26 protein-coding genes are annotated in these 25,322 nt (G+C 39.7%); 18 read left to right on the top strand and 8 right to left on the bottom strand.

Annotated features, from left to right (window positions below):
* Positions 1-83: 83 nt before the first annotated feature.
* Genes BM308_RS06200 through BM308_RS06215 form a run of 4 tightly spaced genes read left to right on the top strand, consistent with a single transcriptional unit; the run spans position 84 to position 4,898 of the window.
* Positions 84-431, top strand: a complete 348-nt coding sequence (locus BM308_RS06200) for an STAS domain-containing protein (RefSeq protein ID WP_074943763.1) — start codon at positions 84-86, stop codon at positions 429-431.
* A 17-nt stretch (positions 432-448) separates the two neighbouring features.
* Positions 449-880, top strand: a complete 432-nt coding sequence (locus BM308_RS06205) for an ATP-binding protein (protein WP_074943765.1) — start codon at positions 449-451, stop codon at positions 878-880.
* A gap of 60 nt (positions 881-940) precedes the next feature.
* Entirely contained in the window at positions 941-2,905 is a 1,965-nt protein-coding gene (locus BM308_RS06210; protein WP_074943767.1) for a SpoIIE family protein phosphatase, read from the top strand.
* A gap of 1 nt (position 2,906) precedes the next feature.
* The gene (locus BM308_RS06215; RefSeq protein ID WP_074943768.1) at positions 2,907-4,898 is read left to right on the top strand and encodes a SpoIIE family protein phosphatase; all 1,992 of its coding nucleotides are present in this window, start codon (positions 2,907-2,909) and stop codon (positions 4,896-4,898) included.
* Between the two features lie 257 nt (positions 4,899-5,155).
* On the opposite strand, the gene BM308_RS06220 is transcribed toward BM308_RS06215, so the two are convergent.
* The 7 genes from BM308_RS06220 to sctU form a co-directional block, all read right to left on the bottom strand.
* On the bottom strand, positions 5,156-7,237 hold the full coding sequence (locus BM308_RS06220; RefSeq protein WP_074943770.1) for an IS66 family transposase: 2,082 nt from the start codon (positions 7,235-7,237) through the stop codon (positions 5,156-5,158).
* Positions 7,238-7,515: 278 nt separating this feature from the next.
* On the bottom strand, positions 7,516-7,866 hold the full coding sequence (gene tnpB / locus BM308_RS06225; protein WP_074943772.1) for an IS66 family insertion sequence element accessory protein TnpB: 351 nt from the start codon (positions 7,864-7,866) through the stop codon (positions 7,516-7,518).
* 2 nt (positions 7,867-7,868) lie between these two features.
* Positions 7,869-8,504, bottom strand: coding sequence for a hypothetical protein (locus BM308_RS06230; RefSeq protein WP_074943773.1), 636 nt, complete (start codon positions 8,502-8,504; stop codon positions 7,869-7,871).
* A 95-nt stretch (positions 8,505-8,599) separates the two neighbouring features.
* A complete protein-coding gene (locus tag BM308_RS06235) occupies positions 8,600-9,385 on the bottom strand; it encodes a hypothetical protein (protein ID WP_074943775.1) in 786 nt (261 codons plus the stop codon).
* A 531-nt stretch (positions 9,386-9,916) separates the two neighbouring features.
* Positions 9,917-10,708, bottom strand: coding sequence for a hypothetical protein (locus BM308_RS06240; protein ID WP_074943777.1), 792 nt, complete (start codon positions 10,706-10,708; stop codon positions 9,917-9,919).
* A 207-nt stretch (positions 10,709-10,915) separates the two neighbouring features.
* Positions 10,916-11,392 (bottom strand): type III secretion system stalk subunit SctO, encoded by a 477-nt coding sequence (gene sctO, locus BM308_RS06245; RefSeq protein WP_074943779.1) that lies wholly within the window; start codon positions 11,390-11,392, stop codon positions 10,916-10,918.
* A complete protein-coding gene (gene sctU, locus BM308_RS06250) occupies positions 11,392-12,438 on the bottom strand; it encodes a type III secretion system export apparatus subunit SctU (RefSeq protein WP_074943781.1) in 1,047 nt (348 codons plus the stop codon). The genes sctO and sctU overlap by 1 nt, the downstream gene beginning before the upstream one ends.
* A gap of 318 nt (positions 12,439-12,756) precedes the next feature.
* On the opposite strand from sctU, the gene BM308_RS06255 reads away from it, so the two are divergent.
* From BM308_RS06255 to BM308_RS06320, 14 genes are all read left to right on the top strand, one after another.
* Entirely contained in the window at positions 12,757-13,872 is a 1,116-nt protein-coding gene (locus BM308_RS06255; protein ID WP_074943783.1) for a TyeA family type III secretion system gatekeeper subunit, read from the top strand.
* On the top strand, positions 13,851-14,252 hold the full coding sequence (locus BM308_RS06260) for a type III secretion system chaperone (protein ID WP_074943785.1): 402 nt from the start codon (positions 13,851-13,853) through the stop codon (positions 14,250-14,252). Before BM308_RS06255 ends, BM308_RS06260 begins: the two co-directional genes overlap by 22 nt.
* Positions 14,242-14,622: a type III secretion apparatus assembly protein SctX gene (locus tag BM308_RS06265; protein WP_074943787.1), complete on the top strand. Its 381-nt coding sequence runs from the start codon at positions 14,242-14,244 to the stop codon at positions 14,620-14,622. Before BM308_RS06260 ends, BM308_RS06265 begins: the two co-directional genes overlap by 11 nt.
* Positions 14,623-14,630: 8 nt before the next feature.
* Positions 14,631-15,005: a hypothetical protein gene (locus BM308_RS06270; RefSeq protein ID WP_074943789.1), complete on the top strand. Its 375-nt coding sequence runs from the start codon at positions 14,631-14,633 to the stop codon at positions 15,003-15,005.
* A 17-nt stretch (positions 15,006-15,022) separates the two neighbouring features.
* Positions 15,023-17,119 (top strand): type III secretion system export apparatus subunit SctV, encoded by a 2,097-nt coding sequence (sctV, locus tag BM308_RS06275; protein ID WP_074943791.1) that lies wholly within the window; start codon positions 15,023-15,025, stop codon positions 17,117-17,119.
* A 619-nt stretch (positions 17,120-17,738) separates the two neighbouring features.
* On the top strand, positions 17,739-18,266 hold the full coding sequence (locus tag BM308_RS06280) for a SycD/LcrH family type III secretion system chaperone (protein ID WP_083425479.1): 528 nt from the start codon (positions 17,739-17,741) through the stop codon (positions 18,264-18,266).
* 15 nt (positions 18,267-18,281) lie between these two features.
* Positions 18,282-19,325: a type III secretion system translocon subunit SseC family protein gene (gene sctE / locus BM308_RS06285; RefSeq protein WP_074943793.1), complete on the top strand. Its 1,044-nt coding sequence runs from the start codon at positions 18,282-18,284 to the stop codon at positions 19,323-19,325.
* 17 nt (positions 19,326-19,342) lie between these two features.
* A complete protein-coding gene (locus BM308_RS06290) occupies positions 19,343-20,218 on the top strand; it encodes a hypothetical protein (protein ID WP_074943795.1) in 876 nt (291 codons plus the stop codon).
* 3 nt (positions 20,219-20,221) lie between these two features.
* Positions 20,222-20,653: a type III secretion system chaperone family protein gene (locus BM308_RS06295; protein WP_074943797.1), complete on the top strand. Its 432-nt coding sequence runs from the start codon at positions 20,222-20,224 to the stop codon at positions 20,651-20,653.
* Positions 20,654-20,700: 47 nt separating this feature from the next.
* Complete coding sequence (sctC, locus tag BM308_RS06300; protein WP_143098576.1) at positions 20,701-22,470, top strand: type III secretion system outer membrane ring subunit SctC; 1,770 nt, start codon at positions 20,701-20,703, stop codon at positions 22,468-22,470.
* 30 nt (positions 22,471-22,500) lie between these two features.
* Complete coding sequence (gene sctD, locus BM308_RS06305) at positions 22,501-23,985, top strand: type III secretion system inner membrane ring subunit SctD (protein WP_074943800.1); 1,485 nt, start codon at positions 22,501-22,503, stop codon at positions 23,983-23,985.
* 16 nt (positions 23,986-24,001) lie between these two features.
* Positions 24,002-24,367: a tetratricopeptide repeat protein gene (locus BM308_RS06310; RefSeq protein WP_074943803.1), complete on the top strand. Its 366-nt coding sequence runs from the start codon at positions 24,002-24,004 to the stop codon at positions 24,365-24,367.
* A 25-nt stretch (positions 24,368-24,392) separates the two neighbouring features.
* Entirely contained in the window at positions 24,393-24,605 is a 213-nt protein-coding gene (locus BM308_RS06315) for a hypothetical protein (RefSeq protein WP_074943805.1), read from the top strand.
* A gap of 34 nt (positions 24,606-24,639) precedes the next feature.
* A complete protein-coding gene (locus BM308_RS06320; protein WP_074943807.1) occupies positions 24,640-24,873 on the top strand; it encodes an EscF/YscF/HrpA family type III secretion system needle major subunit in 234 nt (77 codons plus the stop codon).
* 262 nt (positions 24,874-25,135) lie between these two features.
* On the opposite strand, the gene BM308_RS06325 is transcribed toward BM308_RS06320, so the two are convergent.
* The coding region (locus BM308_RS06325; protein WP_177214423.1) for a transposase at positions 25,136-25,322 on the bottom strand (187 nt) is incomplete at its 5' end.

The following is a 25,322-nucleotide window of genomic DNA, read 5'->3' on the forward strand; positions in this document are numbered from 1 at the left end:
TTACGGAAATATTAAAGAGGCTTAGGTGATAGGACACCTATAATCTAAGTGTATTTAGCTTTTTTAGTTAAGAGGGGATAAAAGTGGAAATTGGCATTAACACTTCTCCTGATAATGGCGGTATTGCTATTATTGAGGTTGAGGGAAGAATGGACGCTCTAAGCGTTGGTGAGTTTGAAGAAAAGGTTATTCCACAGTGTTCTGCTGAAGGTATAACCGGATATATTATTGATTTTGCCAAACTGATATATATCAGTTCTGCCGGCCTTAGAGCTATTCTGAAGGTTGCAAAGCTGTGTAAGGAGCAGGGGCGTAAGGTTGCTATCTGTAATCTGGCTCCGGAGGTTCATGAGGTTTTCAAGATCTCAGGATTCGACTTGATTATTACTGTTTGTGAAAATCTGGACAGTGCCAAGTCAGCAGTTGCTTAACACAGAGGTAATTTGCAATGATATCTATCAAACTTCCTGCAAAAATCGAACAGCTTGAGACCATAAATGAGAAACTCAAGGATTACCTGACCGGTGAGCTAGAGCCCCTGCTGATGAAAACCCAGCTGGTTGTTGAAGAGCTCCTAGCTAATATCTGCAACTATGCATATGACGGCAAAGGCGGTAATGCAGAGTTTTCATGCGGAGTAGTTACCTTTGACGGTGAACCTTACATCCGAATCTCTTTTATTGATAGCGGAAAACCATTCAACCCTTTCAAAGAAGAAAGAGATCCTCATACCGAGGATTCTGTTGAAGCTCGTCCTATTGGTGGCTTAGGCATTCATTTCGTGAAAAACATGTCTAATCACTATATCTATTCCCGTATGAAAGACTGCAATGTTGTGGATATTTTCATAGAGGCCAAGGGCTACAGTGGAAAGAAGTAAATATTCCTTATCCGCACTATGAAAAAACATGAAGCTTTTCTTTTTTATTGGATTAGGTAAATGAGTAAGCCTGCAAAGAACGCTGAACGCAGATTCAGATTCAAGACAAAGGTAATGTTCTTGTCTTTGTGCTTGCTTATTGTGCCTTTGCTTCTGTTCTCATACTATTCCTATGATGCTCTAAAATCCAATATTATTCAGGAGCAGAAGGAAGCCTTATCCTCTGAGTCCCGGGTCCTCAAGGAATTTGTCCATGAAAACTTCCAGTGGGTATTAAGCGAGTCTGTTGTTCCTCTTTTCTCAATCAGAAAAACCAATGAAGAGCAGCTTTTCATTATCAAAAAAGGCATTACTCAGGCAATATCCTTTAATGATGAAAATCTGATGGAAATCGCTGAAGACTATATTCTCGGTGCTGGTAATACAGACAAGGAATACACATTTATCTCCAATACTACCAAGCCCTACAAGGGAATGTTTATTTCTGATAAAGCCCGCAATCTCCTCGAATCAAGACTTGGAACAGTAACCGACAGGACCCTTGCAGATATTATCAGGACCAGAGACCTTGAGCCAGGTAAATACTATCATTACTATTTTATTCACGGTACCAGACATTTTCTTGGCTCTCTTACCAGACTCAATAAGGATCATGTAATCTGTCTTCTGCATGATATATCAACAATAAAGCAGAATTACGATGAGAATTATCTGGAGAAAGCTTTTGCTCTTGATCTGGTTGGTACTATTTCCGCCATTAACCGAATAGATCCCGTTTCAACCAATATTTACGTATTCACGGAAGAGCGTAAGTCTATCATCAGAAAGCTGGCTTACAAGCTGCCCGATGCTCTGAATGAGTCCTTTCTTGAAAAGGCCAAGCAGGATGAGGTTTGGGAAGGCTATCTGGACAAAATGAACTATGCCTTTATCTTTTATTTCAAACAGACAGGCTGGTTCTTCATGTATACGATTAATCTTGCCAACAGTGTTTCTGCTCTGAATGATTCAATGGAAATCATCTGGGTGATAACTGTTCTGCTTGCCGGTACCTGTATTTTCCTGTGCTCCTTAATTTTAAGAAAGCCTTTGAGCTCACTGACCAGCATTGCTAAAACCGCTGAATATATTGAGCATGCAGATCTGACCAATAAGGAAGAAATTGAAAAAATTGCTCAGATGCTCCCTGAGAAGTCTAATGATGAGATTGGTATGCTTTCAGAAACTATGAAGGAAATGTCCCGCTCTGTTTCTGATAAAGCTATTGAACTGCTTTCAGCCAATGCTCAGAAGCGTCAGCTTGAAGGTGAGCTTAATGCTGCAAAGGAAATCCAGATGGGTATTCTTCCTGAATCTTTAGAGTTCAAGGAGTTCAGTCCGCTGAAGCTTTCTGCGATGCAGGTTCCTGCAAAAGAGGTTGGTGGTGATTTGTATGATGCCATTTATTATGATGAGGATCATGTGGCACTGGTAATAGGCGACGTTTCTGATAAGGGCGTACCTGCAGCTCTGTTTATGGCAATGACTGTTATCCTCATAAGAGAATGTGTTTCTTTAAAGATGCCGGTTGAAAAGATTGCACTTGAGCTAAACAAGAATCTGTGTCAGCACAACCCTAACATGATGTTCGTAACTCTGTTTGTGGGAATCCTGAACAAGAGAACAGGGGAGTTCTCATATGTAAACTGCGGTCACTGTGTGCCTTATGTATTCTCCTCGGGCAAAGTGGATACTATTGAAGGCCTCAGCGGTCCTGCTATTGGTGTGGCTCCTGGATTTGAATATAAATCTTTCTCGACTACGTTGCCCCTTAACAGCAATCTGTTCTTCTTTACCGATGGTGTAAGTGAAGCTCAGAATCCTCAGCAGGAATTGTATGGGGAAAAGCGTATTGAGTATTTCCTTGAGAATCTCAAAGAAACAGATCCAGCCCAAGTCTGCTCAAAGATGATGGGCGAGCTGGTTTTATACAGAAATAAGGCTGCTCAGTCTGATGATATTACGATTCTTTGTGTAAGAAATTAGTATGATAAGACGTTTAAGAATGTTTTCCGATCTGAGTTTTAAATCAAGGCTTTTAGCTTTGATTCTGGTATTTGCCATGCTGCCTATTCTGGTGGTAGTGGCTGTACTTTATTACACTCAGGCTCAGGCAGCTTTAGCAAAGAATAATTTTTATCAGGCATCCAACAACATTATGTTCTCTGAGATCTTCGACAGTTACTATTACCGTACTGTAGTTTCTGATCTTGAGGTGTTAAACGGTAGACGTGAGAAGTTAAAGCTCATGTCCAAGGCTATTATTAAAGCCTATTCTCTTAATGATGAAGAGTCGGGGTTAATCGGAAGCAGTTCAATTATCCGAAACATCATGTTTGAGAGTACCAGATCCTCCGGAATGATGCCTTTTATCTTTGACATAAAGAAGCCTGAATCATCTCATTTTGTCAGAGCAGACTACAGACGTCTTTTAAAATACACAACAATTCTGGGAATTTCTCTTCAGGAATTTTTAATGGAGGGTAAATTTCATAATCCAGGAACCTTCCATGTTTTAACTGATAAGAAAAACAGTGAAGTCTATCTTCTGAATATTACAGCTATGGATGACAGACACATTCTGGTAATAGGTGAAAGGCAGAATGATCTGAAGACAGAGTTCATGAATGTAAAAAAACAGATTATTGAAGCATTGAATAATGTTATGAGACCTGAAGGCAGAGAGCTGTCTTCAGACAGGAGGCTTTTCACCTTTATCCTGGATTCGGATGGAAAGCAGGTAGCGCCTCTAGTTAGGGATGGGTATGAACCCATGTTTCTTGAGAAGAAACAAAGGGAAGAAGTCAAAGCCGGGTTTAATCAGAACTCCAGTGCCACATACCAGATGAGCCTTAACAACGTTGACTATCAGATGGTGATTTCCTATTACAATCAGATGGGAATGTATATTGTTTCGGCTACTCCTATAACTGATATTTTGCATGCCCAGAGAGAGGAGACCAGCAAGTTTATTATAATTGGCTGTATCGTTGCTTTTTTTGCTATTCTGATTGCTATGGTACTGGTTTCAGATCTTGTAAAGCCTCTATCTGCAGTAACACTCAACACCAGAAAAATCGCCACTCTGGATCTGAGAGACATTGTAAGCGTCAGACGTTTTATTAACAGGTTCGACAGAAAACGCACGGATGAGGTAGGAGAGATTTCCAAGGCCATCTCAAAGATGACTACCAACCTTTCCTCGAATATCTGCAATCTTCTGGAAACTCAGGACCGCCAGCGTAAGATTGAAGGTGAGCTGAATACTGCCAAGGACATTCAGCTGGGTATTCTACCGGATAATCTGGATAGTCCGATTTTTTCACCTCTTAAGATTAACGGTAAGATGATCCCTGCCAAGGAAGTTGGAGGCGATCTGTATGATGTCATTGAGCTGGATGAAGACAATGTTGCGTTTATTATTGGAGATGTCTCTGATAAGGGCGTGCCTGCGGCTCTGTTTATGGTTATGACCGTTACCATTATAAGACAGTGTTTTTCTCTTAAGATGTCCTCTGCCGAGGTTATGAACGAAGTCAATAAGGTTCTGTGTAAACACAATCCTAATATGATGTTTGTAACTCTGTTCCTGGGGGTACTTAATCGTAAAACCGGAGCCTTTACCTATGCTAATGGCGGACATTGTCAGCCTGTACTATGTCATAACAACTCCGTAAGTGTCCTTGAAGGTCTGAGCGGTCCTGCTCCTGGAGTTGCAGATGGCTTTGAGTATAAGGAATTTAGCTGTTTAATTGATAAGAATACCAGAATCTTCCTGTACACTGACGGTGTCAGTGAAGCTCAGAATGAGGAAAAGCAGCTGTTTGGTGAAAACAGAATCAACCTTGCCGTAAGTAAATTTGCTTCACTGGATGTGAAGGAGTTCTCTGAGAGTATGCTCAATGAGATTCTATCCTACAGAGGAACAGCACCTCAGTCTGATGATATCACTATGCTGGTTGCAGATTATCCGCAATAGCAGTCTTTTGTCTTTTGCTTTAAAAAATCCTTTCGTCTCTTTTTTCTCCGACCTGGTTACTTTCAAACGAAAAAAAAGGAGCGATATTTCTATCACTCCCTTTTGGATTATAAGTAGATTTCCCAAACCTGTTTTTAGATAAAATATTCTGATTACAGTTACGATTTAAGTAAAAAGCTAAAAATATAATGTGTCTACTGTACGCGTACAGTGGAATTTTCAAATTTCCCATATACGCGTAAAGTGGACAGACAGGATCAGCGTTTGATTATCTGGTATTTACTGAAATCAAATCCGTCTGACAGGGATACCATATTCCAGGTGAGGATTTTCTTTGTAAGAGATTTACCTTCTCTGATGTAGGTTGTCCACTGTTTCTGTAGACAATACCTATATAAATCTCGACAGTAGGTTCTTAGCCAGCCGTATACATCATCAATACCATTTTTCTTTGCACTCATGAATACACTGTAAAGCATACATAAATCTTCCATATATGAGATTGTTGCTTTCCAGTTTGCATTCTTTCTGAATACGGTGATCGGTCTTATTGCCTGCTCAACTATATTAGTGTCAGGAGGAACCTGCGGATCATTGAGGAATTCTTTTATAAAAGGTTGCTGCTGATACCAGTATACACATGCTCTGGAGTAGATATCTCCCTTTTTACCAACCAGACTGGTATTATTCTTGTTCGTAACCATGTGACGCTTAATCATTTCACTCATGACGATATCTGCATTTTCTAGAAGCTCACGGGATTTTTCTCTGACAGAGTTTATCTGTTCCAGATAGTTATCTTTTGAATAGTCAACATTGTCCTCTAGGGCATAGATTTTATTGATAGCGTTGAAGGCGGAGTAAATCAGATACTTGTCTGATGCCTCTTCTATATCCTTCACTACAAAGGCTCTGCATTCCTCATCATCTAGGACATCCAGTTTTTCACAGTAATTCTTAAAATCAAAGGCAACTATCAGATATCGTCGCAAATGAACCAGACAGTGCTGCAGTTTTGCTCCCGGATGCTCGTCCAGTAATTGCTCATATCCACTGAAGCCGTCAGTAACCAGAGTCTTAAATTTATAATCTGGAGTTATGATTTTTCTGATGGAATCGAAATTGCGTTTCTCCAGATAACCGTAGGCGGTAAACTGAACCTTGGCATGAGCAGGTGCAGCCATACTCAGAATGTAATTGGACTTGCTTACAGTTACCTCCTCAGGCTTTCTGTCTTTACTCTTTCTTGAGCCCTGAGATTCAAGGCATTCAAAGGGAGTTCCATCTAGCAATAATACTGGAGCGTCTTTTGCTGCTCGTATGATGCCGTCATATAAAGGCTTGATGTATATGCCAACAAAATCATGCAGGTTATAGCTGATGGTGTCATTACCAATCTCAAACATATCTCTGATTGGTGAAATATAGTTATTCAGAGCCATGCCTCTGCAGATAAAATCAGAACAGCCTAACATGTAATCAATTCCGATTTCTCGGTTTGGCACCACTGGTACATCCTGATTATCAGCAATGGCAATTGAGACCTGACCACACTTTTCGCAGACCTCAACTTCATGGATATTCTTTATAACTCCCAGAATCTCGTTAAGTTTATGGTTGGCACCGATAACTTTGTCTACAAGCTTTCCTGTCTCATAAGGTACAGTGTTACCACCACAGGATTTGCAGACATGACTTTTTAAAGATGCGGATACGGTCTTGGTAGTAGCTCTGTTCTTTGCAATTCTTCCTTTCGATTTCTTTTTATCTTCATCTTTTCTTGCAGGTTCAACAAAGGAATTTATAGCTGCTGCAGCTTTTCCATATGTGGTCTTATCAATTCCTGCCATTGCAGTTACGGCTTCCGCTATAGTTTTTGCTACGCGCTTAATGCTTCTGCCTGCATTATTAATTGACCCATTTAGCTTTTTGGTTGCGGCTTCTGCATCATCAAGCTTCTTCTTACTGCCTTTGACGTCAGAGCCTTTATTAAAAGGAGTCTGATTAAACAGGCTTCTGGCATTCTGAATCCATTCCACCTGTTCTGCAAATGCAAACTCCAGCTGACCTTTAAGACTCTTTGACAGTACATCATCCAGAATGAATACTCTCTTATTTAGACTATTAGTCAGCTCAGACAACTGAGTTAATCCTTCTGCTGTAACTTTCTGAACGCCTGTTAACTGCTCTTCTAACATTACGTTCTTTTCATTACTTTTTTTGAGCTCGTTCCTGGTATTTTCCAGTTCCTCCTTTGTTTCTGTCAGTTCAGATTGAGACTGCAGAAGCAATTTTAGTAACTCGTCTTTACTCAGATTCTGGAGATTATTTTTTGTCATTTGCTTTCTTGTTTATTACATCTTTAACTATCATTATTTTACCTTATTAAAAACACTCTTTAAACCGCATTAGATTGCGGTATAGAGCTATACAGAGAGACTTTTGTTATGCTGTAATAGGGGGAGATACCTGAGGTCATTTGGAGATCTCGGTCGATCTGGATCGATCGATACGAGGTATTTTTAAGTGGAGGTATATCTGCTGATTTCTTATGCAAAAACAGGCAGTTTTTAATGATTATTTTGTTTTAAATCTGTGAGTTATCTCAATAAATAATTTAGCCTTTAAGTACAGATGTGCGCTTTATTTCCAAAGGTTCTCCATCTAGATAAGACTCTAATTCCCGTGCTGTTAAAGGTTCAGCTGCAGGACCGTTAGCTCGTGCCAGTAAAAGCTGAAACTTGTTCTGATGCAGTTTTCTTGTAATCAGCAAATTTCCTTTGGTATCAGAGTAAATGATTTTGGCTATGGATCGTTGTTTTGAAATAAACACAACATAGTCCTGACCTTTGTTTATATCAATATGCAGTAGCTCTGCTGAGATCTGTGCCAGACGATAAAATCCATACCTTAAATCAAAAGGTACTATTACTAGAGTTATCTTTCCATTATTGAAGTCTATTTTCATGGTTACATCCTTCCTGATGTTGCAATGATTTTTGCCACAGAATATTCAGGATTAGAGCTTTCAAAACTAATAGAAGCACCGCATGTTAAATTGACTGTTACGGTTACAGGCTTCTTAGGAGAGAGAGATACTTGTTCGGAGAGTGAGGGGGTTCTCTGTGTCTGTGAAAGTTGTGGAGACTCAATTGTAACAACATCAACTCTTTTCTCATTAGAATCTAAATTCATCATTTTTAACCTCTCCTGCTTAATTCTGAGCATCCGTTTGTAAAAGCCACTTCTTGCACATTTCACATTTCCTTTTATATATTTTTCAAAAAATGAATTCATACTCAAACCAGATGAAACCAGTTCATCATAAATGTTATTCCATCTCTTATAATTTGCTATTCCTCTTGTTTGCCGTATGTAATTATCCTTGCCGTCTTTTTTTATTTTGAAAATATGTTTATTAAATGTCGTTATTGAAGGAATATAGCCATCTGGCATGAGGTTCTTTATGAGAGAGGGAAATACCTGTTTGTAGAAGGTTCTGTATGACAATTTAGATTCCACATATGCATCATATATTTCGAGCCAATCAATAATAGATGTGAATGATTGGTACTGAGATGTTATTGCAATTTTTGGAGCATCCATATCTGATCCTTTTTCTTAAATCGATATGGATATTTTGCAATTTTAAATGGAGGCTGTCAGTTCGGGCTTGGGAAAGTTACGATTATAATGAAATATTAGTTTCTTAGGATGCTCTGCTGTAGCTGGGCTCCGGTCTTAATCATATCAGATGAACCTGATACGAATGCATTGTACTGTCCCATCTTATCCTGCAGTTTAACCATCTGAGTCTGATTGTCAGAGTTGCAGTTCTCAGCCTGATGCTGCAGTGAGCTCAGAAGAGAATCAATTCTTGTGGTATCAATCTTACCGTTAAAGTCAGTTGATGAAAGACCTCCGGTTTCCATTGCTGCAACAGCAGCAGTCAGCACAGCCTTGTATTTTGCAAGCTCATTCAGACCGCCCTTAAGCTCATATTCCATATGAATATTGTCATCGCCACGAGTCATATCAGGAAAATTCTTTTTACCTACGCGGTCGGTCATAGCCTTCAGATCCTTGTAGACATCATTTGGCAGGTTGTAGCAGTCATCATTGCCATGTTTGTATGGCTTTAGCTTGCCATCCTTAATATCGCTCATCATCTGCTTGTAGGTGTTTTCAGCCTTAGTGATAGTTTCAATCTCTTTCTTCATAGCTTCAAGATTGCCTGGAAGTTTGTAATCTGCAATGCTCTTGTCATCCTTGAACTGTTTTAGCTTATCAGCTGCAGCAAGTAATTGTTTTGCACGATCGTTTGCAGCTTTCATGTCACCAATATATCTTGTAGCAGAATCCTTGTTTGTCTTTGCGATTTCCAACTGAACCAGAGCAGCTGCTGCAAATGGACTCATTTCCTTGATATTGACGCCATCAATCTTTAAGTTAGTGTTTGCCTGAGATACGCCGTTAATCTGTGTCATAATCTGTACCTTCCTAGTTGTATGAGAGGTTGTAGCACCTGAAAAAAAATAACCTTTGACTTTAGTATAGGATTAATATTTTTTTTGTAAAGTATATTTTTTACTCTACATTATTAAATACTGTTTTTTGTTTATTTTTGTGATTTATCTCGTATTTATACCCAGTGTTTACCTAAAATTATCTGAGTAATCTAAACTGAATTAAAATATTGTTTTTTCTTTTTCTATGATAAGAAAATCAACTCGTTTCAATATAGTATTTACTTTTTGGAATGTCCTAATCTTTTCCTCTATTTATGACCTTTATAAAAAAAAAAACTTTCACTAATGTTTTGATATTTTTAAAGTTATTCTTTTTTATTGGATGGAGAAAATTTTCAGCATGAATTTTGTTTTTCCTGCCTATCTTTTGTTGTCGAATATGCCTTGCGTCGGGGAAGTAATGGCTAATATATCGTTAAAACATAAAAAACAAAGGCCTCACCATATGGTGAAGCCTCTTTTACTCGATCATTTCTGTAGGTGCTGCGCTTAGTTTCTCAGAATGCTCTGCTGTAACTGTGCGCCTGTCTTAATCATGTCTGATGAGCCTGATACGAATGCATTGTACTGACCCATCTTATCCTGCAGTTTAACCATCTGAGTCTGATTGTCAGAGTTGCAGTTCTCAGCCTGATGCTGCAGAGAAGAAATAATACTGTCAATGGTTGCTGTATTTAATGTTTTGTTCTTACCCAGCATATCCTGAGGAATGGTTCCATTTTCAGTAGCCTTAATCATTGAAGTTAAGAACTCTTTGTACTGCTTGATTTCCTTCAGACCGTCATCTAGCTCATACTTGAAGTGCAGATTGTCGAAAGAGCCGTCTGCGGTTCTGACAATATTAGGGAAATTGTCGTGACCTGCTTTGTTTACAAAATCATGAAGCTTGTCGTCAGAGGTTTTATCCATTGTATATAAACCGTTCTTATCTGGTTTAAGGGTTCCATCTGCAATCTGAGACTCCATTTTCTCGTAGGTGGCCTGTACATATTCAACATCTGCCAGAGTTTTCTTCATTTCTTCAAGATTTTCTGGAAGCTTGTACTTTGCATATGCTGGATTGGTATTAATTGCTTTTAAAGCATCAGCCTGCTCCAGATACTTTCTTGCCTGATCATTCTGAGCCTTCATTTCACTAATATATCTTGTAGCTGAATCCTTATTGGTTTTAGCAATTTCAAGCTGAACCAAAGCTGCAGCTGCGAATGGACTCATTCCCTTTAGATCAATGCCATCAAGATTCATTGAATTTGTGCCGTTAACGCTGTTAATCTGTGTCATAATCTGTACCTTCTTTACTTAACTGTTGTGGTTAAAAACCAGAATTCATTTACCTTTTAACCGAAGTATAGAACTAATAAATTTTTTGTAAAGAATAGATTTTACTCTACATTAAAAAATTATGAAGACTGTCAAATAAAATCTTAATAAGACATAAAAACTATATGATTTAAATCAAAAAAAAATATATACAAATTATCTGCTGTTCTAGAATTCATTTTTCTTAGTATGGAAATCTTCAAGCTCGCTTTCTTCTTTTCTTTCCAGTTCAATACGCTGCATTTCAAGCCAGATTTTCTTATGTTCTTCAAGTTTGTTCAGATCAGCCGTTGCCTGTTTTACGACTTCTTTTGCTTTTTCAAGCTCAGTTTTAAGCGTTTCTTCATCCTTTTTAAGAACTCTTAGTTCATCCTCAAGCTTGAGTTCACCGATATTCAGATTTGCAAGATCCTGCTTAAACTTTTCAAATGCCTCGTTGCTTAACTCTTTGAACATCACGCTGTCATATCGTCTTACGGTTTCCTCTTCCTTCCAGATCTTGTAATCCTCAATTTCCTGGATTTTCTTCTTGATGGCGGTCTGTGCCTGTTCCACCTTCTTCTGTGCAAGCAGACGAGCTCTCTGCGCCTCATCAACACGATGAGAACGAAGTCCTATCAGTTTTGCCAGCGGATATGTAGCCATCAGATCTTCTTTAATGCCTCAACATAACGCAGTACCTTGGCAACCGGGATTAGCAGATCTTCAGGGATCTGCTCACCTTCATTGCCTTCTGCATAAAGAGCTCTAGCCAGAGGAGGTTCTCTCATAACAGGAATCTTTTCCTCTTCAGCTACCTTGATCATACGTCTTGCAACATCATCTTTACCTTTTGCAAGAATAACCGGAATTGGCTGTTTTTCTTTGTCATAGTCTAAAGCTACTGCATAGTGGGTAGGGTTTACCACAACCACTTTTGATTTTTTTGTCTGACCTAGGGTATTAGAATTTAAAAGCTCCTGATGCAGCTGTTTTCTTTTTGATTTAATCATAGGATCACCTTCAGACTCCTTGAATTCTCTTTTTACTTCATCAGGAGACATCATATGATCCTTGGTGTATTTAACTCTGGTGTAGAGGAAATCTGCCAGAGCTACCACCAAAAAAGCGCCGATTGCAAAGAAAGCAAGCTCCTTGAGCATAACTCCCATCATGATCCATACATGAGATACATCAAGATAGGGGAGCACAAAAAGCTGTCGCAGGTTATTTAAAAGGGCGATCTTTACCGCGTAGGACAGAACCACTACTTTTACCACGTTTTTGGCAAAGTCAAACATATTCTTTTTAGAGAAAACCTTCTGCACCCATTTTTTAGGATTAAGGTTTTCAAGTTTTGGTGCTGCCGCCTTAGGTGCAAATAGGAAACCGATCTGTCCCATGTTGGCAATCAGGGCTGCACTCATGGCAATCAACACCACAGGCGCCGCTATTTTGAGCATGACTAAAAGAGTAAATGCGCTTAATCGTGGCCAGGCTTCATCAAAAGGTAGTTTAAGGGTGTCTTCGATTATTTTGCTGACCAGTTCACTTAAAAGGGTAAAAACATCTCCTGATGCAACCAAAAAGAAGGCTGCAACACATGTAACAATCAGAGCAGAAGGCAATTCCTGGGATTTTGGTACGTCGCCTTTCTCTCTGGAATCCCTCAGTCGTTTGGGGGTCGGTTGTTCTGTTTTCTCGTCTGCCATAACTCAATCCGTTTTCTGATTATTTTAGAAAGAAATAACTATTTAATATAGATAGGCGGTTAAAAGTAGTGAAATTACGCAGAAAAATAGTTGTTTTATGCAAAATTATGTGATCAGCAACTATTTTTTATATATAGAGCAAAAAAAGTAAGAAATTTTTGTAGTATATTGACTATACTTTAAAAAAAATTTAATAAATTTTTAAATTTGCAATAAGCGTTTGGTTTATTGAATTTTTTAACAGTTAATATTATTTATAGAGGTCTCATTTTTCCTCAAATTGGAAAAAGGACCTGGAAAAAGAATTCGAGGTGCTTTATGTCAGATATTAATGGTATTCGCAACCCTTCCGGTTTTGATCAGCAGAATGTACCTGGCAGTACCAGTACTACAGGTCCTGCCTCTGGCGGCATGATCAACGGGGTATCTGTTGAGCCTGCTGATATTGAGAAGTCATTATTTGAAGATTCCATGGAGGAGATGACCTTCTCTAAGGATAATTCCAAACAGACAAAACTTGCTCTTCGTAAGCAGAAGAATGCTGACGCCCGACTTGCAGAGCTGCTCAAGAAGATGCAGGCGGCTGTTTCAGAGAGAGTTAACGCTAAGTCCAAGACTGAGGATATTCTTAAGAGAACTTCCCGCGTAGGCTGTACACCTCGTGAGATTGTTGATTCTCTGAAGGCTCAGGGCGGTCATGATGCAGAAAACTATGCATTACTGCTGCAGCTGATTTCCAAGGAACAGGATCCTGTCAAGCAGAAGCTGATGCAGGATGCTGCCAATGAGATTTTCAAGCAGAATGAAAAAGGCATTAAGGCTGTTATAAATGCAATTGATGTTTCTGAGGAGAACTATGCCGGTTTAAGCATTCTGGATAATGCTGAGAACTATTCTGATGCTCTGCTTAATTTCAAGGATGGCATGTCAATGCTGACCTTCATCCATGAAAAATATGGTGAGAAGTTTGAAGAAGGTCTGGACTTTATCAACAAGGCTCTAAGTGCCGATCTTGAAGCTGCTCAGAGAAGTCATGAGCCAGCCTTCTTAAGATCAGTAGCTGAAGGTCTGGAGCAGACTAAAGTCCTGTACTCCTGCTTTGCCCATGAAGAGGTAATGCTGGATCGTCTGGATAAGGTTCATGGTATTGACATTTCAAGCATCAACAAGATCGAATTTGTAAAGAAGCTTGGTGAGCTTATCAAGTCAACCTTCGTATCTCCAGGTGATGTCAGAAACCTGTTAATTACCATTAACTCAAAGGATCCTGCTCAGGAGGTTGTTATCTGTCAGGAGCTGAGCAAGACTCTTAGAGATTTGTCTGATATCTTCTATGAGACTCCTGAGGCTCGTGAGCGTATCAATGAAGCCTGCTCTGTCTTGATTGACAATAAGATTCGTGCGGAGGATGAATGGCTGGAATCACAACAGTAGTAGATCCTGAAGTCGTCAGGAGAGAACTACTTCGTTTCGGCAGTCGCATCGGCATGACAAACATGCCGATGTTTGATGAGGATAAGGCTTTGACCTTTGGTGTAGAAGGGGCAAAGCTCTCCTTTGAGCTGAACGCCGACAGAACATACCTTGCAATAAGCTATGCAGTTACTCCTGAAATATCAGAGACTGACAATTATCTGAAGAAAGCACTGGAAAAAACCAGATACAGTGGTGGTTTTGTATACAGTGCAACTTATGTGGATCCTCTAATCATATTTACAACATCTCTGCCTAATCCATCAATTTCAGCAGAGATTTTTGAGAAAATCCTTTTTGGATTTATAAAACTTTGGAATGAGGTAAAGCATGGCCACTAGAATTAATGGAAGCTCAAGCCTTCTAAGTTCCAATATTGGTCTTGATCAGGTTCTTGAAAGACCAACGACCCAGTCGCATCTTCCAAAGAACATGTCTTATGTTCCAGTGGGTAATCCTAATATCCGCCTGGAGAACATGTATAAGAAACGTTCTCTTGACAAGAGAATGATGTCAAAGGCCAAACCTAACATTGATAACCCTGATGAGCTTGATCCAGCTAACTTTTCAATGAATTTTGAAAGTGCAGTGGAGAAGCTTGCAGAATTTGATACTCCTGCAACCAATGACTTTTCTCAGGAAGTTGCAAATCCTCTTCTGGAGAATCAGCTACTGCTCAAGATCTACAAAGGCTTTATGGTTGGGGGTTAATGTCTTAAATGCAAAAGAAGACTCTCAACAAAAAAGAAATCAGAGCTCTTGAGATGATAGGCTTTCTTTTCCTCAATCTTGGAGTAGTAAGGAAGGCCGAAAGTACTATTAATGCGATCTTGGTTGTTGATCCGAACAATTCATGGGCCTTTTATGCCCGACCTATTCTATATTTTCTAAAAGAGGACTATGAAACTGCAATCTATTATGCAGATATAGTCCTGCAGCTGAAGAATTTTGATTACGATCTACTTGAAATAAAAAAATTGAAGGCAAGATCTCTGTTTATGCTTAACAGGCAGAAGGAATCTTCAAAACTTATTGAAGAAATAAAAAAAGAAATCGACGAGCGTATCGAAGTCGAAGAAGAGCCTGAAGCTTAATTCTATAAGGATTACCAATGTCACTAATCAATACTGCAAGAACTTCTGTGGGTATGGTAACCAAGCACGCCGACATTATGCTTGTGGGTGCGGTTATTGCGGTTATTGCCCTTATGATTCTGCCAATGCCTACTCCTTTGGTGGATTTACTAATTTCTATGAATCTTGCGGTATCCTTCATCATTATGATGATGAGTCTGTATACTCCGTCGGTGCTGGGATTTTCATCATTCCCAACGGTTCTGCTGTTTACAACTCTTTTCAGATTGGGCCTTAACATCTGTACAACCCGTCTGATTCTTCTGCAGGCTGATGCTGGTGAAATCATCTTTACTTTCGGTGAATTCGCTGTTGGCGGTAACTTCGTTGTAGGTGCAGTGGTCTTCATTATTATTGCTATCATTCAGTTCCTGGTTATTGCTAAAGGTTCTGAACGTGTATCAGAAGTTGGTGCAAGATTCTCTCTGGACGCTATGCCTGGTAAACAGATGTCCATTGATGCGGACTTAAGAGCCGGAACCATTGACGGTGAAGAGGCTCAGAGACGCCGTGATGAAGTAGGTCTTGAAAGTAAGCTGTATGGTTCCATGGATGGTGCCATGAAGTTCGTTAAGGGCGATGCGGTTGCGGGTCTTGTGATTGCTGCGGTTAACGTTATTGCCGGTACCATTATCGGTTCAAGTATGAATGGTCTGGGACTTTCTGACTCTCTGAAACTGTACGGTATTCTTACCATTGGTGACGGTCTGGTATCTCAGATCCCTTCACTTCTGATTTCAATTTCTGCCGGTATTCTGGTTACCCGTTCTGGCGGTAAGGTTGATAACGTCGGTGAGCAGATCGGAGGTGAAATCTTCGCCCGTCCTAAAGCAATGAAGGTTGCATCTGCAATGGTGTTCCTCTTTGCTCTGGTTCCTGGCTTCCCTAAGCCACAGCTGTTCTCTCTGTCTATTATTATGTATCTGATTTCTTATGGCCTTGAGAAAATGTCCTATCAGCCGAGTGCTGCTGAACCGGATATCAAGACACAGCTTGTGGATAAGACACTTGCTCCTGCGGTAAAAGGAAATGGAAAAAAGGCAAAGCGCAGTGCCAACGCAGAGGAGTTTTCTCCTATTGTGCCGATTATTCTTGACCTGTCCAATGAGCTTTATGAGTCCTTGGATTACGCTGCACTTGATGATCGTATGATTGACCTTAGAAGTGCACTTTACTACGATTTAGGTGTTCCTTTCCCTGGTATCAATCTGCGTAATAATCCGGGGCTTCCTGGTCTTTCCTATGCCTTGAATCTCGATGAGATCCCAATTGCAAGAGGTGTACTTATCAAGGGTAAGCTTCTGGTTCGTGATCAGCCTGAAAACGTTAAGATGCTTGGTATCGATCTGGAGCAGGGTGAGGATTTCCTTCCTGGCGAGAAGTCATGGTGGGTTGATAAGAAATACAGATCGGATCTTGACAAGATCAATATTACTGCTCTGGATTTTGAGGATATTATTACCCTTCATACCTCGATTCTTCTGGCAAAGCACGCCGGTGACTTTATTGGTATGCAGGAGAGTAAGTATATTCTTGACAAGATGGAGGAGCGTGCCCCTGATCTGGTACATGAGGCTACTCGTCTGTTGCCACTGCAGAAGATTGCTGATATTTTCAAGCGTCTGGTACAGGAACAGGTTTCTATTCGTGATTTAAGATGTATTCTTGAGAATATCATCTCCTGGGCACCTCGTGAAAAGGACATCATTATGCTCTGCGAGTACGTGCGTGTCGGTCTGAAGCGTCAGATCAGCTATCGTTATACAGCAGATCAGAACCTTCTGCCTGCGGTGCTGATTGACCCTAATGTAGAAGAGGTGATTCGAAAGTCCATCAGACAGAGTTCGGCAGGTTCCTTCTTAGCTTTAGATCCGGACAGTACCAAGAAGTTTATTGAAGAGCTAAAGCGTATCAGATCAAATACTAACAAGAGGACTGTTATTATCGCCTCTATTGATATCAGACGTTATGTTCGCCGTCTGATTGAAGGTGAGTTTTATGATGTTCCTGTACTGGATTATCAGGAGCTTACCCCAGAGGTTTCTGTACAGCCTATTGAGAGAATTCGATTCTAGTTTGAGTATTTTCTGAGCTGATTCTGTTTATAAAATTTTTTTTCAGCAAAATCTCCTTTTTACCTATGTGTAGTAAGGAGATTTTTTTATTTTAAGTATTTTGTTTTGTTAAAAGCCCCGAGGCGAACAAAATTATAAAAAAAAATATTTTTCTGACATAAAGCTTCTTTATTATTAGAAGCCACGCACTTTATTTATCAGCTTGAATTTAAAACAGAAAATTCGAATTTTGTCACATTTTGATAAATTTTTTTCACTATTGTATTTTTGCTATTCTGTTTATTTATTATTTAATAAATATTCGGAATATTTTTTTTTAACATAAAACTAAGAAATAAGAATATCAATAAAAAACAATAAGTAAAATAAATAATGGTTTAAAAATGCATCTACAAAAAATAAAGTGTGATCTAGTTATAATATTTAATATTATAGTACCAAAATTAGTTGCAAACATTTAGTTGATATTTATACTAGTAAATAAGAAAACAGTTTTTTGACAAATACAACGATTTTTTCCTGACTTATGAGATAAATTTAAATAGTGAGCATAACTTAAATTTGTTAATGCTCTGTCAGACATAGATCGTTAAGTTGTCAAAATAATTAGGAGCTAATTATGGCAGTAGAAATCGATAATGCAGATGAATTAAATTTCCTCTTTGAAAGCAATGAGCAGAAAGAGGCTGTATTAAGCGCATATAGACTATTAGAGAAAGGTTCAAGTCTTGGTGATTTGGTTGGTCTTGATTCAGATAAATTAGAAGTTATGTATGCATATGCTTACAATCTTTATTCATCTGGCCAGTATGCCGATTCTGAGAAAATATTCAGAGCTTTAGTTGTTTATGACGGCTCAATTACCAAATACTGGGTTGGTTTAGCTGCCTGCCGTGAAAACCAGAAAGCTTTCCAAGAAGCAGCAGAACTTTATGCAATGGGTGCAACCATGGGCGGATTACAGGATCCTGAACCTATGTACTATTCTGCATTATGCCGTCTCAAGGCAGATCAGAAAGAGAATGCTATTGCAGCTTTAGAGTTCATTGACCTTATGGGAAAGGGAAACAGCCCTCACGATTTACAGATCAAGGCAAAAGCAAAAGCTTTGCTTGAAACTTTAAAGAACGTTGAAAAAAATGAGTAACTAGGAGCGTATATTATGTCTGACAGTGCTATTAACAAATATGGTTCTCAAGGTGTAAGTTATGAGACACAAATATATAACCTTACACAGGATTTTGCTGCTGGTAAGATTTCTATTAAAGAATATGCCCAACAGCTAAAAGCACTTGAGCTTGCCGAGTTGCAGAAAAAATCAGATGTTGATTCTAATAAAGTAAAACTTGAGACTCCATCTGACAAAGCTTTAGGTGATTTAAAAGGTATGGGTCTTGAGGCTCTGCTTCAGTTTATTACAGGTGAGAACAGAAGTTCTCAGCTGAAATCTGCAGAAAGCAGAATTGAAAACAACAAGCAGGAAAAAGAAGCAAACTACCAGCAGACTATGGATAAAATCAATGAGGCTATTAAGAAAGCCGAAGAAGAAAAAGAGTCTGGCTGGTGGAAAAAAGCCTTTGGCTGGCTTGCTAATATCGTTACTGCTGTTTTATCAGTTGCAGCAATTGTCGTTGGTGCAATGCATGGTAACGTTGCTCTGGTTGCTGCCGGTGTCGCTGGTTTGTACTTCCTTTCATCAAATATCACAGAGCAGGTTACAGGAAAGGGGCTTACAACGCGAATGCTTGAACCAATGATGAAAGCTATGGGCTTTTCAGATACAACAATCGCTATTACCGGTATGGCTATCGACGCAATCGGCGGAATCATAGCTGGTATTTGTACCGGAAATGGTCTTGCTCACGCTGCAAAGCTTGCTGATATTGGTACTAAGTGTGCAATCTTCTGTGCAAGACTGTCCTACGGAGGTGCATTCCTTAACGGTCTATCTTCTGTAGGTCAAGGTGCAGCCGGTATTGCAAATGCTGTCTACAAATATGATGGAGCTATGCTTAAGGCTGATGAGCTGGAACTTAAGAAAGCTTTAGAAAAACTCCTTATCGAGGATCAGGAGACACAGAAGGCTGTTAAGGCTATCCTTGAGTTCTTCCAGAAGATGACTGAAGATGCTTCTCAGGTTGTTAAGGACAAGGCTCAGGCTCAAATGAATGTGATGTCTATGGCTCCAAGCGGCGGAATGGCTTAATTATATAGAGGTGTGTTATGAAAAGATTTAATTTTGAAGACGGAATTTTTGAGTTAGATTCATTATTACTGTGCAATATTTCTGTTCCTAGCGCAACCGCAGGAGCTCCAGCTACTGTTCAGGACCCAGAGACTGATTCAACTGTAAATGGTGCGGACAAGACTAAGAAAGCCGACGGTGGAGATACTGTTCCTGCAGCTGATGATACAAAGAATAAAGAGGACCCTAATAAAACTACGCTGCAGAAGCCAACCAAACCAATTACTCCTAAGAATACTCAGGATCTATTTGCTCAAATTGGTAAAGTTGACACTGCTGTGACAAGTATTACAGAGCTTCTTATGGCAATCATCAAAATGAACCGTGACCGTAAGGATATGGAAGTTAAGATGATGTGGGCTGAGTGTCAGAATATCTGTAATAATATTCAGACTCAGGCAGAGAATATGAGAGCAGATGCCAAGAGAGCTCTTATTATGGGAATTTGCTGTTCATGTGTATCCATAGCTGCTGGTGGTCTGTCGATGTTTTCTGCTGGAAGGAGTTTAAAGCAGCTAAATTCTATATCTAGTGAGCTAAAGGCAGGAACAATGGATAAAAATGCTTTCGATCTCGCAAAGGATGTTGTTGATAATAAATCCAAGTGGTGGAACGGTTTTACTGAAGTCGTGAAAGGTATCGGACAGCTTGGAGGTAACGTTAACGAGTATTTATCTAAGTTGACAGAGGCTGAAAACAAGGATATTGATGCTCAGACAGAAGTATTACGTACAGCTATGGAAGAGATCAAGAAGGCTCTTGATGATGCTCGTAACGCAATTACAAGCTGTCAGTCTAACGTCAACGAAATGTATCAGACCAACCGTCAGACCTTGAATAAGGTTATGGGTTAATCTATGGAAATTCATAATCCAAAAGAGGCATTCGACTTCATCCTGAAATTAACAGGATGGAGTCCTGAAATCGGTGAACACGGAGAATACCTTGTCGAACTCGACAGTGGTGTTCTCTCTTTTTATTCTCCAGATGCTGTCTGCATTATTATTCAACAGAAACTTAAATCACTTCCTGAAGACGAACCTGATCGCAGCAGTATGTGTCGTGAGATAGCAAAACTTAATGCCGGACTTGTCAAATTATCCCGTTGCAGGATAGTTCTGAATGGTCAAGATGTTATCTTAGAGCAAGTTTTGTTACCAATAGAAATAAATGAGTCACATATTGACGAAGTATTTGAAGATTTTCTCAACGACTTTGATTATATTAAAGGTAGATTAGAAAATAGCGTAACAGCGTCTCCTTTCTCGGCTATGCAGTTTTTCTTATAGAAACAATTAGCTGCATTCTCCAAGGAAGGGAACTTTGGGGATGTACCTTGAAAAAGTTTCTTTGTATATTTTTCTTTCTATGGGCAATGATAGCCGCTCCGGCCTTTGCCTATAACTTCTCTTCATCATATTCTCATTATTCTGATGGCGAAGACATCAAGAGTGTTCTCAAGGATTTTGCCCGAGTGATGGGAAAGGACTGTGTGGTATCTGACAAGGTTACAGGTCTTGTCAGCGGCCGTTTTACCGATGTTCCTGGTAATCAGTTCCTAGACGGTCTGAAAATCGCCTATGGCGTTCGCTATTATGTTGTAAATGACACTATCTACTTCTTCCATGAGAATGACTGGGAGCAGAAACTGGTTAATGTTGGTACTCCTCAGCAGGCCAATACTCTTGCCAAAACCCTTTTAAACAGCGGTACAGTTCCTTCTGAACTTCCATTGAAGACAAAGGGCAGTATGCTGGTAATTCAGGGACCTTCCGATCTGGTTACAAGAATTGATACTCTTGCAATATCCTTTAGTAAGAACCTTGATACCAAGAGTGTAATGCGTGTTTTCAAGCTGAAGCATGCCAAGGCTGATGATACTCAGATTTCCTCTATGAACAGAACCATAGTGATCCCTGGTGTTGCTACTATTCTTCAGAAGATGGTTAACGGTGCAACTGTAGGTTCAAGCAATACTGTAACTCCAATGAAGGCAACTGTTTCCAAGCTTAAGGGAACAGGTCTTGCATCAATCGGTGCCTCCGAAAAGAAAAAAGAAGACAACGAAGGTCCTAAGGCTCCAACTTTAAGTGACGCAAATCCAGGTAATGATGAGGGGACCTCTGTAAATATCATGGCTGATACCAGACTAAATGCTGTGATCATCAATGATGCTGAATACAGAATGAGTTACTACGAAAAGGTGATTAAGGATATCGACCTTCCTGTTAAGCTCGTTGAACTTCATGCCGCTATTGTGGATGTTGATGTTTCTGCAGCTAAAGACCTTGGTGTTTCCTGGCAGGGAAACAAGAAAATTGGAGTCGCTAATGTAGGTTTAGGTGTAGGTAAGTCTGCAAATCTTAACTGGAGCGGAACTAATGCTATAACCAACACCACCAATGGAGGGATTTTCTCCACTGTGCTGAATTCTGCTTCTGGTCAGTTCTTCTCTGCAATCAATTTACTTGAGGAGAATCAGCAGGCAAAAACCCTTGGCAGACCGTCTGTTATGACCCTCGACAATGTTGAGGCCACTCTGGAGAACACTACTACTAGATATGTAAAAGTTGCCGGCTATCAGGATGTTGATCTTTTCAAGGTAGAGTCAGGCACTGTACTGCAGGTAACTCCTCACATTATTGAGGGCGCTCCTGGTGAAAAGCCAATGATTTCTATGGTAGTTCAGGTTCAGAGTAATCAGGATTCTAATGATAATACCGCAACTGAAAGTGATTCTGTTCCACCAATTAAGCAGACTAAGATCAATACTCAGGCTGTGGTAAGAGAAGGTCAGAGTTTGCTTTTGGGCGGTTACTATGTTGAGTATAAGCAGGATGACTCATCAGGTGTTCCTGGACTTAAGGATGTATCTTTTATTGGTAAGCTTTTTGGTACCGATTCTAAGACCAAGTTCAAAAGAGAACGTCTGATTCTGATTACACCAAAGGTTTTAGATTTAGGTGAGGCTCAGGCTCTTCCTGCAGATCTTGATGATTCTGATTTCTCTGTTTCTGCTACTCAGGATAATTATCTGAAGCGTCCTGTAAAACAGAAAGACAGTTCTGGATGCAGTTCAAACAGAGCTTCAAATAAGAACAGTTAAATTAGTATAGATAAGATACAGAAGAACGATATGGCTGATTCATACACCTTTAAGGTGTTCACCGGACCTCATAACGGACTGGTATTTGATTTAAAACCAGGAACCTACAGGCTTGGTAGTGGCACAGATAATGATCTAATTTTCTCTGATGAGGAAATGGGCAGTTCTGCTGCTGTAATTGAGGTTTCACCTTTTGAGATCAATATTACTGTAAATGATCCTGCTCAGATTGATGGACAGCCACTTGAGCCTGGTCAGCATAAATGGGAAAGCGGCGTATTCATCCTTTTAGGTGATACTCTTCTCTGTTATCGCGCATCCTCAATCAAAGGACCGTGGGCAAAGCCTGCTTTTGCCTCAGAGCAGCCCGCAGCAGAGTCCCCTAAGGAAGGGACTGAGGGAGTGCAGAGCGGTGAAACTCCTTCTGCTGAAGGTGAAGAGCCAAAGCCAGAAGGGGAAGCTGTAGCCGCAGAAGCTGTTGAAGGAGCTGAGGCAAAGGCTGAGGAGCCACTACAGCCGGCTGCTCTTATTGAGCGTTTAGATAAACGTACAATTTTCCTGACAGCTGCAAGTGCATTGCTTCTGATCCTGCTTCTGATCTTCCTGATGTTCGGATCAACTCTTTTCAAGACCAGTGAACTTGAGACCGATCTTGAGGCTCTGAATAAAGTTATTGCAGAAAATAACTTCAAGGATCTTAAAACTGAAGTTAATGACGGCATCATTGATCTTAATGGTTCTGTGGAATCTAAGGTCAGATTCGCCAAGCTTGTCGAGGTTTTACCTCAGCTTAAGACTACATTGAATCTGAATGTTGAAGTTAGGGACGATGAGATTTTAGGCGTAGAGAGAGATTTCCTGAATCTTGGCTATTACGTACATGCTCATTATATTGATGACGGAAAAATTGGCGTTGATGCTTATATGGCTGATGCCTATATTGAAGCTGAGGCCTTTAATGCCATGGAGGCTCGTTATAAGAACAGACTCAAGGGCAGAATAGTATTCAGAAGTGAACTTGAAAACGAGTTAAAGGATAACTGTGAGCATCTTGGTGTTCATAATATTCAGCTGGTTTTAGGTAAGGGTAGAGTTTTCTATAAGGGACGTACTACTCTTGATGATCAGAATGCACTTGAAACCGCCAGATATAAGACATCTAAGAAACTTGGTATACCATTAATGTTCACCGAGTATGATCCTAAGGCAAGTTCAAGTGTTGAACGTCTTGACGGCACAGAAACTATTGAGCTGAGTGCCGCAACGGATGAAAGAATTACCTCTTTAAGCGAACGTTCTGCCGAAGACAGGAAAAAGAAGGCTTTGGAGCAGAATCCTGATGAAACAGCTATACTTAGTGTAACAATGAAACCTATGAGATTTATTACACTTAAGAATGGCAGAAAGTATTTTGAGGGCGGTGTTCTGCCATCAGGATACGTGGTAACTTCAATCGATCTCAACAAGGTCGTGCTTATGAAGGGTAACGAAGTTAAAGAGTTGCAGCTCAAGTAGAAAGAAGGAAAATATTATGGTAACCACACAAACTAAGGATGATATTTCAATGCTTGTTCAGCTTGGAATGGCTGCCTGCATGAATGGCGATGTCTATAACGCACGAAAACTGTTTGAGAACCTTCTAGAGTATCAGCCTGATATGAGAGCTGCTTCATTAGGTCTGGCCTTTTCAAAGATTGTCACTGATGAATTTCAGGAGGCTGAGACCATTTTAGATGAACTCTCAGAGGATGATGATACTCTTTCTCTGAAGGTTATATCATTAAGTCTACAGCGCAACAGTGATGAGGCTGGAAGCCTTTACAACAAGATTAAAGACAAGCAGTCACCAGAGGCACTAACTGCAAAGCAGTTTATGGATTACAGTGCAGAAAGGTAACGGGCAAATATAAGGAAGGTTTATTATGAATTACAATCTAGGGCAAAACGATGTTTTTAAGGCCTGGGAAGAAAAAGATCAGAAAGTCTTCTATAATTTGGGAAAGGAGTATTCAACCTGGTCTTTTGATTTGAAAAAGGCTATGGATGAAGGCTTGGATTCCGTAACATTCAAAAAGCTTTCTGCTTTAAAGAATGCTGTAGATATTGCAGTTGATATCTGCAATGCACAGAGTTAATTGGGGTTAGATAGGATTTGTCTGGGAGATAATTATGGATTTAGCTTCAATCGGTATTTCAGCATTAGCTAACAAAATGGATCAGCAGAAGGCTTCTCTAGAGGCTGCAATCGCTCAGGTGTCCAACGGCGGTTCTGGTGATCAGCAGAAAGATATGATTATGCTTCAGTTTCAGCTTGGTCAGTACAATGCAATGGTTGAAACCGTATCCAACATTTCCAAATCAATGACAGATATGCTTAAGAGTTTAGCTCAGAAGGTATCCTAAGCTGATTCTTTATCGAATTTGAATTTTTTTTCTATTTGACTAAAGATTGCATTTCCTGTGAAATCGCAATCTTTTTTTACTAAATAAAAGAGGCTGGCTAAAAAGTATGTCAGCCTCTTTCTTTTTTCAAACATAGAATTTTGTTATTTCTAGGGAATTGAAATTTTCAAATACGATTTTGTTGAGATATTTATTTTGATTGGAGATTTTTAGAACTTTTAGAGAGATAAGGTGGGAAGCTTAAGGTATTTCTTGTTCTTTTTTAACTTATTACCGCATTCATTTCATTTCTTATATTGGCCCATTTTCTTATATTATGAGCCAGAGCCACAAGCCCAAATTCAATTATTACCTTCGCTTTAGATCGCAGTCTGAATCTTTTGAAACCGTGATTATATTTGATATCACCGAATACAGCTTCAGGTTCAATTGGTCTCCGGCTTCTATGC

It is taken from the genome of Succinivibrio dextrinosolvens, assembly GCF_900116345.1.
GTDB classification, from domain to species: domain Bacteria; phylum Pseudomonadota; class Gammaproteobacteria; order Enterobacterales; family Succinivibrionaceae; genus Succinivibrio; species Succinivibrio dextrinosolvens_B.